Annotated in this window: 18 protein-coding genes and 1 pseudogene; 12 read left to right on the forward strand and 7 right to left on the reverse strand. The window is 35.7% G+C overall.

The genetic code is table 11. The annotated features are described in order from the left end of the window. The first annotated feature begins 153 nt into the window (after nucleotides 1–153). The 4 genes from mobQ (F891_RS16700) to F891_RS18140 all read left to right on the forward strand — a co-directional run bounded on the left by mobQ (F891_RS16700) (nucleotide 154) and on the right by F891_RS18140 (nucleotide 2926). A complete protein-coding gene (mobQ, locus tag F891_RS16700) occupies nucleotides 154–1107 on the forward strand; it encodes a MobQ family relaxase (protein ID WP_005264959.1) in 954 nt (317 codons plus the stop codon). Beyond that, complete coding sequence (locus F891_RS16705) at nucleotides 1104–1574, forward strand: hypothetical protein (RefSeq protein ID WP_005264961.1); 471 nt, start codon at nucleotides 1104–1106, stop codon at nucleotides 1572–1574. The genes mobQ (F891_RS16700) and F891_RS16705 overlap by 4 nt, the downstream gene beginning before the upstream one ends. Before the next feature lie 494 nt (nucleotides 1575–2068). After that, a complete protein-coding gene (locus F891_RS16710) occupies nucleotides 2069–2626 on the forward strand; it encodes a hypothetical protein (protein ID WP_005264962.1) in 558 nt (185 codons plus the stop codon). Nucleotides 2627–2758: 132 nt separating this feature from the next. Then, complete coding sequence (locus F891_RS18140; RefSeq protein WP_004282269.1) at nucleotides 2759–2926, forward strand: hypothetical protein; 168 nt, start codon at nucleotides 2759–2761, stop codon at nucleotides 2924–2926. Nucleotides 2927–3132: 206 nt separating this feature from the next. Here F891_RS18140 and F891_RS16715 read toward each other — a convergent pair whose 3' ends face one another. Further along, nucleotides 3133–3525 (reverse strand): hypothetical protein, encoded by a 393-nt coding sequence (locus F891_RS16715; protein WP_005264963.1) that lies wholly within the window; start codon nucleotides 3523–3525, stop codon nucleotides 3133–3135. Further along, entirely contained in the window at nucleotides 3526–3696 is a 171-nt protein-coding gene (locus F891_RS18145; RefSeq protein WP_005264964.1) for a hypothetical protein, read from the reverse strand. A 326-nt stretch (nucleotides 3697–4022) separates the two neighbouring features. Here F891_RS18145 and repM (F891_RS16720) point away from each other — a divergent pair, with 326 nt between their 5' ends. Then, on the forward strand, nucleotides 4023–4973 hold the full coding sequence (gene repM, locus F891_RS16720) for a replication initiation protein RepM (protein ID WP_005264965.1): 951 nt from the start codon (nucleotides 4023–4025) through the stop codon (nucleotides 4971–4973). On the opposite strand, the gene F891_RS16725 is transcribed toward repM (F891_RS16720), so the two are convergent. Both F891_RS16725 and F891_RS16730 read right to left on the reverse strand, forming a co-directional pair. Next, complete coding sequence (locus F891_RS16725; protein ID WP_005264966.1) at nucleotides 4974–5420, reverse strand: hypothetical protein; 447 nt, start codon at nucleotides 5418–5420, stop codon at nucleotides 4974–4976. It lies immediately after the preceding gene. Nucleotides 5421–5430: 10 nt separating this feature from the next. Continuing rightward, complete coding sequence (locus tag F891_RS16730) at nucleotides 5431–5727, reverse strand: hypothetical protein (protein WP_005264967.1); 297 nt, start codon at nucleotides 5725–5727, stop codon at nucleotides 5431–5433. Between the two features lie 185 nt (nucleotides 5728–5912). On the opposite strand from F891_RS16730, the gene mobQ (F891_RS16735) reads away from it, so the two are divergent. Both mobQ (F891_RS16735) and F891_RS16740 read left to right on the forward strand, forming a co-directional pair. Beyond that, a complete protein-coding gene (gene mobQ, locus F891_RS16735; protein ID WP_004809023.1) occupies nucleotides 5913–6884 on the forward strand; it encodes a MobQ family relaxase in 972 nt (323 codons plus the stop codon). Next, entirely contained in the window at nucleotides 6881–7378 is a 498-nt protein-coding gene (locus F891_RS16740) for a hypothetical protein (protein ID WP_004282258.1), read from the forward strand. Before mobQ (F891_RS16735) ends, F891_RS16740 begins: the two co-directional genes overlap by 4 nt. A gap of 143 nt (nucleotides 7379–7521) precedes the next feature. On the opposite strand, the gene F891_RS16745 is transcribed toward F891_RS16740, so the two are convergent. Together F891_RS16745 and F891_RS16750 are read right to left on the reverse strand one after the other, a co-directional pair. Beyond that, nucleotides 7522–7803, reverse strand: a complete 282-nt coding sequence (locus F891_RS16745; protein ID WP_004282257.1) for a type II toxin-antitoxin system RelE/ParE family toxin — start codon at nucleotides 7801–7803, stop codon at nucleotides 7522–7524. Then, nucleotides 7796–8086, reverse strand: coding sequence for a type II toxin-antitoxin system RelB/DinJ family antitoxin (locus F891_RS16750; RefSeq protein WP_004282256.1), 291 nt, complete (start codon nucleotides 8084–8086; stop codon nucleotides 7796–7798). Before F891_RS16750 ends, F891_RS16745 begins: the two co-directional genes overlap by 8 nt. Before the next feature lie 280 nt (nucleotides 8087–8366). Here F891_RS16750 and F891_RS16755 point away from each other — a divergent pair, with 280 nt between their 5' ends. The 5 genes and pseudogenes from F891_RS16755 to F891_RS16780 all read left to right on the forward strand — a co-directional run bounded on the left by F891_RS16755 (nucleotide 8367) and on the right by F891_RS16780 (nucleotide 12953). Then, nucleotides 8367–9209 carry a 2OG-Fe dioxygenase family protein gene (locus F891_RS16755; protein ID WP_004282255.1) on the forward strand — a complete coding sequence of 281 codons (843 nt, stop codon included), beginning with the start codon at nucleotides 8367–8369 and terminating at the stop codon, nucleotides 9207–9209. Next, on the forward strand, nucleotides 9206–10099 hold the full coding sequence (locus F891_RS16760) for a LysO family transporter (RefSeq protein WP_004282254.1): 894 nt from the start codon (nucleotides 9206–9208) through the stop codon (nucleotides 10097–10099). Before F891_RS16755 ends, F891_RS16760 begins: the two co-directional genes overlap by 4 nt. 262 nt (nucleotides 10100–10361) lie before the next feature. Continuing rightward, nucleotides 10362–11110, forward strand: a pseudogene (locus F891_RS17775) (IS5 family transposase). A 566-nt stretch (nucleotides 11111–11676) separates the two neighbouring features. Continuing rightward, entirely contained in the window at nucleotides 11677–12660 is a 984-nt protein-coding gene (gene repM, locus F891_RS16775; protein WP_004282261.1) for a replication initiation protein RepM, read from the forward strand. Then, nucleotides 12657–12953: a hypothetical protein gene (locus tag F891_RS16780; protein WP_004282260.1), complete on the forward strand. Its 297-nt coding sequence runs from the start codon at nucleotides 12657–12659 to the stop codon at nucleotides 12951–12953. The genes repM (F891_RS16775) and F891_RS16780 overlap by 4 nt, the downstream gene beginning before the upstream one ends. Here the strand turns inward: F891_RS16780 and F891_RS16785 are convergent. Continuing rightward, nucleotides 12950–13231: a hypothetical protein gene (locus F891_RS16785; protein WP_005254311.1), complete on the reverse strand. Its 282-nt coding sequence runs from the start codon at nucleotides 13229–13231 to the stop codon at nucleotides 12950–12952. The two genes, F891_RS16780 and F891_RS16785, sit on opposite strands and share 4 nt — an antisense overlap. Between the last annotated feature and the right edge of the window lie 110 nt (nucleotides 13232–13341).

Below are 13341 nucleotides of genomic sequence, written 5' to 3' on the forward strand. Positions count from 1 at the left end.
GCGGGTAATATGCTATCGTTTTTTTCATGAAATGCGCACTTACGACTTGGATTTCATCCAAGTCAAAGTTTGCGTAAGGGGATTCCCCTTAACCCCAAAAAACTGCTACGCAATTTTTTAAAAGCAAAAGCAAAACCATCACAAGGCTAAGGCATGGCAATTTATCACTGTACGACTAAGACCGTTAACCGAAGTTCGGGACGAACTGCGGTAGCATCTATGGCCTATCGTGCAGGAGAAAAATTGACAGATGAACGGACAGGATTAACACACGACTTTACGAGAAAAGAAGGTGTGGCTTACACCGAAATTATCTCGAACTTAGATACTCAAATTGATCGTGCTGAACTCTGGAATCTGGCGGAAAAAATGGAAAACCGTAAAGATGCTAGAACCGCTAGAGAATGGGTTATTGCTTTACCTGATGAATTGAATGAAGAACAACGCAAGGAACTTGCTAAAAACTTTGCCAAGTCCTTAGTAGATCGCTATGGCGTAGTTGCAGATTTAGCGATTCATGCACCCAGCAAAGGTGGAGATGATAAAAACCATCATGCACATATCTTGCTGACAACTCGCAAAGCAGAATTAGACACTGAAAATAAATTGGTCCTCACTCAAAAAGCGGAAATCGAGCTAAGTAACACCAAAAGAAAAAGCCTAGGCATGGGAACAAGCCAGGAAGAAATCAAGCAGATTCGAGCCACCTGGGCAAACCTTGCAAATTACGCCCTGGACAAAGCAGGGTACAAAGAAAAAATAGACCATCGTAGCTATGCCGCACAAGGTAACGGCCTACAAGCCACCATACATGAAGGCAGCAAGGTTACTCAATTACGCAGGAAGGGCATAGATACTGAAGTTAGCCGTTTCAATGACAACATCAAACAGCAAAACAGTCAGCAGCTCCAATACAAAGAACCCAAAAAGGAAAAAATCCTAGAACAAGGCTTCAGCCGTGTTGAAAAGGGTTTCGAGCAATGGAAGAAAGATCAGGAAGCTAAACGCTTACAACTGGAACATCAGCAGCAGTTAAAGCTACAGCAAGAAAGAGCCATGAAGCTGAAACAACGCAAAAGCATGAATAGAGATGGGCCTTCCTTATGAGCAATCAAAACGACTTAGACGACCAGTTATATATTTTATTGGCTTCCATGAAGGAATACAGAGAAGCCATAGCAGACGATAAGAAGCGATTAGAGACGTTTTACACCCAAGTAGCTAGTGGGGTTCTGGATAAAGCCGAAAAGTCGCTACAGGAGACAAATAAACAGGCTATAGGGGCATTAAAGAGCCGTATTCAGGAACTAGACAAAGCAACCAGCCGTCTTAACTATCAATTCATTGCCGTGTTTGCCAGTGCATTTGTAGCGTTGGTGATGGTGTTGTTCTTGGCATTATTTTTATTTGTACCAAGTATGGATGAAATCCAGCAGCGCAGATCGGAAGTAAACAACCTGAAAAAATACAGTTTAGACCTATCAAAATGTGATGGGAAAACATGCGTTCGAGTTATAAAAAAACAGTGCGGCTATGGGAAAAATGCTGATTATTGTGTGATTGACCCTAAATAATGGCCGCTTGGTACTTTGCTCCGCTTCTTTCAATATTCTGCCAACAATGACCGTCGCAAAGTGGCTCGACTTTAAATTATGGCTAAAGCCATATTTCAAAGCATCGAGCTAATCCCCCCATATTTACACTCATAACAGCCAATTTTCATAGTTTTCTGCCTAATTATTTTTATATTTTTTTAAGCTTTTTTAAAAATATACCCCCCTCTTAATAATCACCCCCAAGATATTAAATTATACAGTGATAACTCAGGGATACCAGAGATACCCATGAGACCACAATTTTTATGTTTCCCCGTTATATTCAATTACTTAAAAAATATTTTCGTAAAAAAAATTACAACTCAAGAAATATAACAGAATAAATATAACAATCTAATTTTTAAAATGTATTTTTATTAAATATTCACTAATTTTTAATACACCACTAAATATTTGAATCGTAAGATTTTTTTAAATAATATATGTCTTATGAACTAGAACAAGGAAACAACATGTCAGAGCGTAGAAAAGTAGCCAGATCAAGAAAGATAGCGAAGACTTATAAAGAGCGTCGTAAAAATCTTTGGCCGGAGTTGACTGACTCAGATTTTTGGTCAAAAGACAGTAAGGGGTTTGTGTGTGTACCAAGAAGTATGCCGATCATCATGTTAATCATGGATCACTTTTCACCGAACAAACCTATTTCTAAGACGTACTTTTCACTTTGGTGTCGCTGCTTCGATGAAATGGTGGTTAAGGCAGATAACAAAATTGTTCTAGCTACAGAAGCCGGATTTTCTGGTGAGCGTAAAGTGACCACGTGGAAATCACGTATAGAAAAACTTGAAGAACTTGGCTTTATCAAACGGCAAGAAACCTTTGATGGCGATCTGATTGTTTTAATCAATCCATTCAAAGTGATTTTAAAACTTTTTGAAACTGACCATTCAAATGCTTTAGCAGTGTTGAAAGATGCACTGGAAACACGCGTTTTAGAAGTCAATTCAAAGGACTTGGCTAACTTGCAACAAGATGAAACTGAAGAAGATGAGGAGGTAATTGAAGTATGAAAATTTAAAACAGATTAATAGCGTAACTAATTGAATTTATTAACTAGTTAGTCTCGGAGATTCGCATGACTAATTTACAAACAATGGGCGTTAAAGCTCGAAACCGCAACCTTAACAAGAGAGATTTAATTTATGAGTATTCCAGAAATTATTTTATTAATCGAAAGCATTCCAGTCTACGGCTGGGCAGTAGTACTGATTCTAGCCGTAGCAGTATGCGTCTTAGCTGTGAACACTAAGATGAACATCATGATCAATATTGAAAAATCGGATACTGAAATTCCTGCCAGAACTAAGTAACCGTAGAAGGTAAACACAAGGAGCGAGGCTGAACCACTCGCTTTTTGTTTATCATATAAATCTTATCACAAATTAAATTAATGTGACCAATAAGAGCCGAGCGAGTGTCTACGAGCGATCACATAGTATTAAAACCGCATTTTCTCTCTGATTACAATTTTTCCCTTTTGCTTGATAAAAGGATTAACAGAGCAAAGCGACTGTACTTATTCTAAATATTCAGGACTTGGTAACCAGAACATTCCATTGGCTTTATAGTGCCAAGTAATATCTACTAAGCGAATATGATCTATTTGCTGCTTTCTCTGGAAATGAAGAATCATGTCCGAAGTTAAATAGTTGTTATATTTACTTTTAACATAGTCTGGAATACCAATATGGTAATGCCAAAGATTATTTGAATATGTGTAATTATAAATTGGATCAGTTTTATCTATTCCACGCCATGATGGGGAGATTTTACCTTGGTATTTGGAAAAGTCCCTTAAACCAAACTCTTCATAGACATCAGTGAAATCTAGAATTTTATCTTGTTGGTTTTCAGGATAACGACCAAATTCAACTGCAAATTGTTTTCCAAATTCCCACGTGTATGACAATTATTTTTTCCCTGCTTCCAATATTAATCTTCTTTTCTCTTCTCTGCTTAAACCTTGAGGCATAACAAAGGTTTCTGAAGCAAGAGCTGATTTCATTCTATCAAGATTAATACGAACAGGTACTGTTTTTTGATTTGATGCTTGGGTAATAACTAAGCCCATTACATTCATTTGCCACCTCGACAAATAAGAATTTCTGTTAAAATTTTAACAAAAAAAATAGCGTAGCGGGTTTTTAATTGTTTTTAAATACTTTTAATTGTTTTTAGACACGCTGAAACCCGCTATATAAAAGGATTTCAGACGCTATAAAAAGACATTTACCCTGCTATAAAAAGACATTTACCCTGCTATAAAAAGACATTTACCCTGCTATAAAAAGACATTTACCCTGCTATAAAAAGACATTTACCCTGCTTAAAAAGACATTTTACAAAATGTCTTTTTAATGGTAGTTTTAGGTTGTTTTTTATAAAAAAAATTGGCGTTAAAAAAATATGGATTTAGTCGTTAAAGATAATAATTTGATCAATGCTAGTTACTCTCTGGGTCTAGTTGAGCAACGTCTTGTATTGCTAGCTATCATTGAAGCTAGAGAATCTAGTAGGGGGATAGATTCAGAGACATTTTTAGAAATACATGCTCAACACTATGCAGATAGATTTGATGTAAATGTAAAAAATACGTATGCCATGCTTTCAGAGGCGGCTCAGACTCTTTTTAATCGTCAAGTCACTTACATGATGCTTGATGAAAAAAGGAATAAACCTGAAAAGCGTGTAATTCGCTGGGTTAGTGGTATTTCATATGTAGAAGGTGCAGGAGTTCTTAAACTCCGCTTTTCTCCAGAAATTGTCCCTCTAATAACTAGGCTAGAGCAAAATTTTACGAGTTATGAACTAGAACAAGTTAAAAGCTTAAACGTGTATGCAACTCGACTATATGAATTATTAGTTTGTTGGCGTAGTACAGGTAAAACCCCCATTATTGAAATAGAAGATTTCCGTTCAAAAATAGGGGTGTTACCTACTGAATATAAATTAATGAGTGATTTCAAAAAGCGAGTTTTCGAGCCAGCAATACAACAAATTAATAAGCACACAGATTTGACGGTTAATTATGATCAACATAAATCAGGCCGTACAATTACAGGGTTCTCATTTAAATTTAAGCAAAATAAACCTAAATCGGAAAAGATCGTAGCAGCTAAACGAGATCCCAATACACCTGACTTTTTTGTACAAATGACCGATTCTCAACGTCATTTATTCGCAACTAAACTTTCTGAAATGCCTGAAATGGGCAAATATTCTCACGGTACTGAAAGCTACCAGCAGTTTGCTATTCGTATTGCTGACATGCTTTTAGAACCTCAAAAACTTAGAGAACTTTATCCACTCTTAGAAAAAGCTGGATTTAAGGCAGGATCAGAGAACAAGTCTATTTAATTAGAGTTTTGAGGTATCTAAAGGAATATTTATCAGCTCATTCGTACACTTGAAATTGTATTTTCTGACGTTCTTAAGTACTTCTTCTCTAAGCTCAATTGTATTTTGATTAATAGACTTAATCTCTGGCACATAAGCTAAATGCGAGTACATCTTTTGAAAATCTATAAGATCAGTCATCATGTATAATTTATTGCATTGAAAGTCATTAAGCTCTTGCTTTGTATAACCATTTTTATCTTTATAAGATATTCCTGCTGCCTTATAGCGATCCATAAAATCAAGTGATTCCCTCACTCTCTTTACATATGTTCTAACTTCATCCTCAGTGGTAATTTTTTGAGATACTGGGCTATTCATCAAATCATTTAACCTGTCCATTGGATGCTGGGCATAGGTGATAGGAGATAAAAATAAAAGGGATGCAATCAAGGTGCTAAATTTCATAATCTTCAACTTAACTATTCGTTGTTTCATTTACTAAGGTTAAACCAAAAAGTTTTCTATCACGGTCCTCAGTTAAGTATTCATTCAGATCAGCAAGAATCTTTTCTTTATTGGCTTCATTGGCCTGCATCTTTTTAATTAAATAAGAACCAAGCAAAATTTTACGTCGGGTATCGTCCTTTCTTTCCTGCTCTTTTTGCTTTGATTTTTCTCTAGCTTCGATAGCCTGTTTACGAGCCTTTAGTTGTTTCAGCTTTTCTAACTGGGCTTCAATTTTCTTTTCGAGATTTTCAGCAGCTTTTGTCATGATTCAGATTTCGGGATATAGAAAACCACTCAAGCATAAGGCCCTATGAATTGGAATTCAAGCGGGCTATATGCTATTGTGTTTTTCATGAAATGCGCACTTACGACTTGGATTTCATCCAAGTCTCCATTAGCGTAAGGGGATTCCCCTTAACCCCAAAAGCAAAAGCACCCCAAGGTGACTGCATGGCAATTTATCATTGTTCCACTAAAACGGTTAACCGAAGTTCGGGACGAACTGCGGTTGCATCATCTGCATATCGTGCAGGGGAAAAATTAGAAGATGAACGCACAGGACTGACCCATGACTTTACGAGAAAAGATGGTGTCGCCCATTCTGAAATTCTGTCTAATTTAGATATTGAAATTGACCGTGCTGAGCTTTGGAACTTGGCAGAAAAAACCGAAAACCGCAAAGATGCCCGAACCGCTAGAGAATGGGTCATTGCCCTACCTGATGAATTAGACGCTGATCAACGTAAGGACTTGGCAAAAGAATTTGCCAGGTCCTTAGTTGATCGCTATGACGTGATCGCAGATTTAGCCATCCATGAACCCAGCAAAGGCGGTAATGATAAAAACCACCACGCCCATATCATGCTCACCACCCGAAAGGCAGAACTGGACACAGATAATAAACTCACCCTGACCACCAAAACCGATATTGAACTCAGCAACGCCAAACGAAAAAGCCTTGGTATGGGTACAACCCAAGAAGATATTAAGCAAATTCGAGAAACATGGGCAGACTTAGCCAACAAGGCATTGGAACGTGCAGGCTACCGAGAAAAAATAGACCACCGCAGCTATGCCGATCAAAATAATGGACTACAAGCAACCATCCACGAAGGCAGCAAAGTCACCCAATTACGCAGACAAGGCATAGACACTGAAATCAGCCGTTTCAATGACAATGTGAAACAGCAGAACACCCAACAACTTGAGCAACAGAAACAGCAGAAAGAGAGCGTTTTACAGCGTGGTTTAAACCGTGTCGATCAAGGTTTTGAGCAATGGCAGAAAAACCAAGAAAACAAACGCCTAGAACTGGAACGCCAAGCGGAAATGAAGCGACAACAAGAACTAGACAAACAACGAGCCGAGCAAGCAAATCGTAAGGCATCACGAAATTTAGATAATGATGGATGGTCACGATGAGTAACCAAAATGATTTAGACGACCAACTCTATATTTTATTGGCATCTATGAAGGAATACAGAGAAGCCATAGCAGATGATAACAAGCGATTAGAGACGTTCTACAATGAAGTAGCTAGCGGAGTACTCAATAAGGCTGAAAAGTCGCTAGAAATCGCAAATAAGAAGCATACAGGCGCATTGAATAACAGTATTCAGGCATTAAACGAAGCCACAAACAGACTGAACTCAAAATTTATCATCATTTTTGCTAGTGCATTTGTCGCCTTAGTGATGGTATTCATTTTGGCAATATTCTTATACGTGCCAAGCAAAGATGAAATTGATGAACGTAGAGCTGATATGGCTGTACTTAAAAAATATCCGCTACAAATTCGAGAAAGTGATGGCGAAACGCTAGTCAGAATTATGACTAAGAAATGCTATTCATTTGAGCCAAATAACGTCAAAAATAAAACTTATGATTGGTGTCGCATTGACCCTAAAAAATACTAGATGATCGGTACTTTGCTTGGTTTTTCTCATTACTGATCAGATTACAGCAAGCGCAAAGTTGCCCGACTTTGAAACATGGCTAAAGCCATATTTCAAAGCATCGAGCCAAGATAGATGAAATGCCTAAGCACATAAATTTTTCACTATTTATTTCTGCGCTTTCCAAACAATTCCGAGTGGCTACCAATTCGTACCAATTGCAAATAATCTTCTTGCTTGGCATAGATCAATACTAAATCAGGTTTAATGTGGCAGTCCCTAAAGCCTTCCCACTCACCAGTAAGACCATGATCACAATATTTTTCAGGCAAAACTATATCGCTACAAAGGCAATGTAGAACTTCTGCCCATGCAGGTGTAATTAGCTCTAAAAATTGCTTTTTAATATCTCTCTTAAATTGGCTTTCAGCTAATATCTTACGCATTGGCTAATTCTTGCATCGCTTTCATAAATTCTTCAGGTGTTTCATAAGCATCTGAAAAATCAGTTCTATTTTTTGCTTCAGTCAATGCTTTTCTTGTGACACTATTCGGCACATTCTCTGTCTCTGCATAATCAAAAGACAAGGGAATTTTATTGGTCTCAGCAACTTGTGTTAAAAACAATTTAAAGGCTTGTGATGCGCTCAGTCCATAACGCTCAAACACTGGAAATGCCCGATCACGCAAATCTTGCTCAAGTCGCAGATTAAAATTTGTTGTCGCCATATCATCACCTATGTTTTACAAAACATGTACTATCGTAAACCTAATGTACGCTAATAGTCTAAAAAATCACTCAAATTATTGTAAGAATTAGTTCCAATATCTGAATTTTGTATAACAGCCATTATGTTAAATGGGAGGGTATTTCATTGAGAATTCACAAAAATTTACCACTTATTAAACCTAAGAGTATGATTATTAATTATAAATAATTTACTTTTTCATAAAAATTAAATATTTTTTGGGCAGTATTACAATATTAAGTTATATAGTAAGGTTTCCTATGCTGAATCAAAATTTAAGAAAAGAATATCCAAACGAAAATCATCAATTTAATTTAAATCAAGAAGTTGATGTTTCAAAATTACAAGAAGACTTTCAACAGAATGGTTATATAAAATATAAGGCTTCAGAAGTTGACATTAACTCAAAATTAACTATTTTCAATGAATTTAGAGAGTTAGAAAAAGATCCCTTTTCACCATCAAACACTCAACGCTTTAGAAGGTATGGAAATGCTCTAATTCTTCCATGGGAAAAGCAAAAAAATCCAATTTGGTTACCGACTACAATAACTGATGATGGAAGAGAACTATCTGGATATGATCAAGGTAATAATAATCCAGAGCATGGCTCTATCAGATATTTTAATGCTTTAAGTGACGATGTTAAAAGCTCTAAATATTTGAATTCAATAATTATTGAAGACTATAACTTAACATTTGGGTTAAATGACTATTATTTACCAATTTATGTTGGAATACACTTTGTTAAATTAACTTCAACTTGTGACCAAAGTTTAGGCATTAGTTCTCCTGATTGTTTCCATCAAGATGGAGAACCTTTTACCTTTGCTCATCTTCTTTATAGAAGCAATAATATTGTAGGCGGTGAAAATTATATAGCCCATCCAAATGAAAGAAATAAGCGTCTAGATGATGTAAACAATGAAAATATTTACAGTCAATTCACATTAAAAAATATTTCTGATAGTTTTGCTGTTCACGATTCTTCGGTATGTCATTATGTATCACCAATTAAAAAAATTAATAATGATCAAGTAGATTTACTTGGTGAGCGTTGGATGATTTTAATTGACTACTCTTTAACGAAACAAAAAATATGATAAATAACCTTATATTTTCTTTATTGCCTATTCTCTTATCTTTAATACTTGGATGGGGAATTGGGCGAGTAATAAATTCAAATACTAGAGATAATTTAGTAAGTTATATAACATTCTTAGTCTGGTTACTTCTAATTTCAATAGGTTTCCAATTTGGTAGTATTCTTTTTGATAAAGAACTAGGAACTACAGTAATTGTCGGATCATTTATTTATTCAACAATTATTACTTTTATTACTTTTATTTTACTTTTTAAAAAAGTAAAAAATACAAGTAAAAATAAGAAATCTATATCTGAAATTTTTAAACCTATCAAAGAGTGTGTGATTGCTATATCAATGGTTATTATTGGTATGGTTTTGTATCTTGTATTGCCGAGTAATTGGGAGAGTGAGGCTGTAAGTAGTATTCTTCTTTATATCTTGATATTTTTGGTAGGTGTGGATTTATCAACAATTAAAATTCAAGCTTTGACCATTAATCATTTTCAAGTACCACTAATTACAATTTTTTCACTATTCATTGCTGCATATTTAACAACATTCATTATAGATAAATCATTTTTTGAACTTTTAGTTTTAGGAAGCGGATTTGGCTGGTTTTCTCTTTCAGGTCCACTCATAGGAAAAACATTAGGTGCTGAATATGGAACTTTTGCCTTATTAACTGATTTAATTAGAGAGTTTTATGCAATAGGTTTGCTATATCTTCTTGGACGAAATTATCCTAATCCTATAATTGGTATTTGTGGAGCTACAGCAATGGATTCTACACTTCCATTTATAAAAAATAATTGTTCGCAATTGGACGTGCAAATAGCAATTTTTAGCGGTTTTATTTTGACAATACTAGCACCCTTTTTTATTATATTTTTTAGTGTTTTTATTTAAAATATTATTTTAGGCAGTGATTTACTTAACTTGATTATTAAATTTTTCTAAAATCAACATAATACACGTTATACGAAATGTGTTATATTTCTTGTGAAATTTCAACGCTATAGTTTCAATTTTATAGCCCGAGCATCCCAGTTCGGGCTTTTTTATGCTTTTTCACGTTCCACGGCTAATCTTTGATCAATATTCCACGTTTTTAATTAGAGCCTGTCATCAATTAGCTTGAGAAAATCTAACCTGTCCTCATTATTTTTTCATGACTAAACGCTATGCATTAAGAGATGATCAGTGGGAGCAGATTAAGGATCTGTTACCTGGACGAGCGAGTACTGTTGGAGTAACTGCCAAAGATAACAGGCTATTTGTTGAAGCAGTATTGTATCGGTATCGTTCAGGTATTCCATGGCGAGACTTACCCGAACGCTTTGGGGATTTTAGAGTTGTGCACACTCGCTTTAGCCGTTGGGCTAAAGCAGGCGTATGGCAGAAAGTTTTTGAAGTGCTATCACATGAAAGTGATAATGAATATGCCATGCTAGACTCAACCATTGTGCGTGCTCATCAACACAGCGCCGGAAAAAAAAAGAACAGGCAATCGGACGCAGTAAAGGTGGTTTAAGTACCAAAATTCATGCCCGTACTGATGCTTTAGGCAACCCAACAGGATTTTATCTCACTGCCGGGCAGACTCATGACTTAAATGGTGCTGATGTGCTGCTGGACTTATCGTTAAGTCAGACTTGGCTCATGGATAAAGCCTATAATTCTAAGGATCGGGTGATTGATCCAATCCATAAGATCAAGGGTCAGATCGTGATGCCATCCAAAAGTAACGCGATTGATCAGCGTGATTATGACCAACATCTTTATAAAGCAAGACATCTGATCGAGAACTTCTTCGCCAAGCTCAAGCAGTATCGAGGTATTGCTACGCGCTATGATAAATTGGCTCAAAACTTCCTGTCAGCAATCTACCTTGCTTCAATCATGATATGGCTTAATTGATGACACGCCCTAGTTCAGCTAAATAAAATTATTTGCTCCCAACTGTAATAACCAAGCGAGTGCCTACGAGCGATTGAGCAACATAAAAATTTCGCCCCGTCTTTTTCCTGATTACAAAGCCTCCTTTTGCAGCCAAACGAGATTAACCGAGCAAAGCGACTGTATAGCTTTTGCTTGATGATCGAGCGTGAGCGAGTAAAAAATCTCTATGAGCGAAGCGAATCCATTTTTGCTTTTAGATTTCACAAACAGAATTAACCAAAAACTGCCCCTCGAAGCGAGGAACGAGCTTCAATAGAGTACGAGCTTTAGCGAGTATCTAGGGCAGTTTTAAGCACTTCCCCTCTTTTTAATAATTTTATAATTTTATAATTTTAGACCTCTTATTTTAATTAAATATCAATAGTTTGTGCGCCTATATCTATACGTTTATGCAGTCTTATCTATACGTTTATGCAGTCTTATCTATACGTTTATGCAGTCTTATCTATACGTTTATGCAGTATTGCTATACATATTTAATCAATGTAATATAATTACAACTAAAAACAATGTATGTATAAAAAATGGCAAATGATTTAGTCGTTAAAAATAATGCTTTGATTGATGCAAGTTATACATTAAGTCTTATAGAGCAACGCTTAATAGGGTTGGCTTTGGTTAAAGCCAATAATCAGCACCAAGAAATAACAAGTGATACTGTGTTGACAATACATGCAGGGGAGTATGCGGAACAATTTAAGGTAGATAGCTCAGTTGCTTACCGAGCATTAAAGGAAGCATCAGAACGCTTATTCTTACGCTATTTTTCTTATACGTTATATGGCTTAGAGTTTGGTAAAGAATACACGCTTAAACCGCCAAAAAAACTAAGAGATTGTGATATACCCACAACAATGAAATCGAGATGGGTACAAAAAATTGGTTATACCGAATCAGAAGGCTTATTACATTTTCAACTTACCAGCGATGTTGTTTTATTAGTTGCCAATTCAAAAGAATATTTTACAAGTTACTACCTTTCTCAGACTACAGAATTTACTAGTACCTACGCCACTCGGTTGTTTGAGTTATTAATGAAGTGGAAAAATGTAGGACATATTCCGCTTATTCCAATAGAGCAGTTACGAGGACAGTTAGGTGTAGAACCCAAGCAATATAAAATAATTTCTAACTTTAAGTTACGAGTATTAGATGTTGCTGTGGAACAAGTGAATCAACATTCAGACTATACGATTAAATATAAACAACATAAGCAAGGGCGGACGATTATTGGTTTTTCATTCACATTGAAGCCTAAAGTAGATAAAACCTCAAAAAAAATAATATCCAAGCAAAATCGCAATAGCCCCGATTTTTTCATAAAATTGAGCGACCCACAACGTCATTTATTTGCAAATAAAATGTCAGAAATGCCTGAAATGGGGAAATATTCACAAGGTACAGAAAGCTACCAACAATTTGCTATTCGTATCGCTGATATGCTTTTAGAGCCTGAAAAATTCAGAGAGCTTTATCCAATATTAGAAAAATCAGGATTTCAGCCATGATTAAATTAAATAACCTATCAACCGATCTAAAACATGTGACCGTTGAATACCTCGACATCGTAAATTATGAAATTGCGAGAGAAAATATATGCGGTTATATCTTCCTATTATCCCGAATATCCAAAGATGCCGAACCAACCGAAAAAATACAGATGGAAAGCAAAATACAGAACTTAATTTACTATCGGGATAATTTACAAATCGAGGACAAGGACAATATTCAAAAGGTTTTAAATACGCTCATTCCAGAGTATCAAGCCGAACAAAAAAACCAAATAGCTAAGAAAAATTAGGCTTCAATATCGGGCAAATCAAAAAGCTGTCGATCTCTATTTTCTGTTAAATATTCGTTGAGTTCAGCCAATATTTTTTCTTTATTGGCTTCATTCTGCATTTTTTTAATCAAATAAGAACCGAGCAGAATTTTACGCCGAGTATCATCTTTTCGTTGCTGTTCCTTTTGCTTGGTACGTTCTCTTGCTTCGATAGCTTGTTTCTGTGCTTTTAACTGTTTCAGCTTCTCTAACTGGGCTTCAATTTTCTTTTCAATATTTTCAGCAGATTTAGTCATAACGGTTAATTTCGGAATATAGAAAACCACTCAAGCATAAGACCCTATGAATTGAAATTCAAGCGGGTAATATGCTATCGTTTTTTTCATGAAATGCGCACTTACGACTT

This window comes from Acinetobacter sp. CIP 101966, from assembly GCF_000369725.1.
GTDB classification, from domain to species: Bacteria; Pseudomonadota; Gammaproteobacteria; order Pseudomonadales; family Moraxellaceae; genus Acinetobacter; species Acinetobacter lwoffii_Q.

Excerpts from the sequence above, each read along its gene's own strand:
- F891_RS16705 (WP_005264961.1), top strand. The coding sequence starts at position 1,104 with ATGAGCAATCAAAACGACTTAGACGACCAGTTATATATTTTATTGGCT.
- F891_RS18145 (WP_005264964.1), bottom strand. The coding sequence starts at position 3,696 with ATGAATGTAATGGGCTTAGTTATTACCCAAGCATCAAATCAAAAAACA.
- F891_RS18140 (WP_004282269.1), top strand. The coding sequence starts at position 2,759 with ATGAGTATTCCAGAAATTATTTTATTAATCGAAAGCATTCCAGTCTAC.
- F891_RS16710 (WP_005264962.1), top strand. The coding sequence starts at position 2,069 with ATGTCAGAGCGTAGAAAAGTAGCCAGATCAAGAAAGATAGCGAAGACT.
- F891_RS16745 (WP_004282257.1), bottom strand. The coding sequence starts at position 7,803 with ATGCGTAAGATATTAGCTGAAAGCCAATTTAAGAGAGATATTAAAAAG.
- mobQ (WP_005264959.1), top strand. The coding sequence starts at position 154 with ATGGCAATTTATCACTGTACGACTAAGACCGTTAACCGAAGTTCGGGA.
- F891_RS16725 (WP_005264966.1), bottom strand. The coding sequence starts at position 5,420 with ATGAAATTTAGCACCTTGATTGCATCCCTTTTATTTTTATCTCCTATC.
- F891_RS16740 (WP_004282258.1), top strand. The coding sequence starts at position 6,881 with ATGAGTAACCAAAATGATTTAGACGACCAACTCTATATTTTATTGGCA.
- F891_RS16760 (WP_004282254.1), top strand. The coding sequence starts at position 9,206 with ATGATAAATAACCTTATATTTTCTTTATTGCCTATTCTCTTATCTTTA.
- repM (WP_005264965.1), top strand. The coding sequence starts at position 4,023 with ATGGATTTAGTCGTTAAAGATAATAATTTGATCAATGCTAGTTACTCT.
- F891_RS16750 (WP_004282256.1), bottom strand. The coding sequence starts at position 8,086 with ATGGCGACAACAAATTTTAATCTGCGACTTGAGCAAGATTTGCGTGAT.
- mobQ (WP_004809023.1), top strand. The coding sequence starts at position 5,913 with ATGGCAATTTATCATTGTTCCACTAAAACGGTTAACCGAAGTTCGGGA.
- repM (WP_004282261.1), top strand. The coding sequence starts at position 11,677 with ATGGCAAATGATTTAGTCGTTAAAAATAATGCTTTGATTGATGCAAGT.
- F891_RS16730 (WP_005264967.1), bottom strand. The coding sequence starts at position 5,727 with ATGACAAAAGCTGCTGAAAATCTCGAAAAGAAAATTGAAGCCCAGTTA.
- F891_RS16785 (WP_005254311.1), bottom strand. The coding sequence starts at position 13,231 with ATGACTAAATCTGCTGAAAATATTGAAAAGAAAATTGAAGCCCAGTTA.
- F891_RS16755 (WP_004282255.1), top strand. The coding sequence starts at position 8,367 with ATGCTGAATCAAAATTTAAGAAAAGAATATCCAAACGAAAATCATCAA.
- F891_RS16780 (WP_004282260.1), top strand. The coding sequence starts at position 12,657 with ATGATTAAATTAAATAACCTATCAACCGATCTAAAACATGTGACCGTT.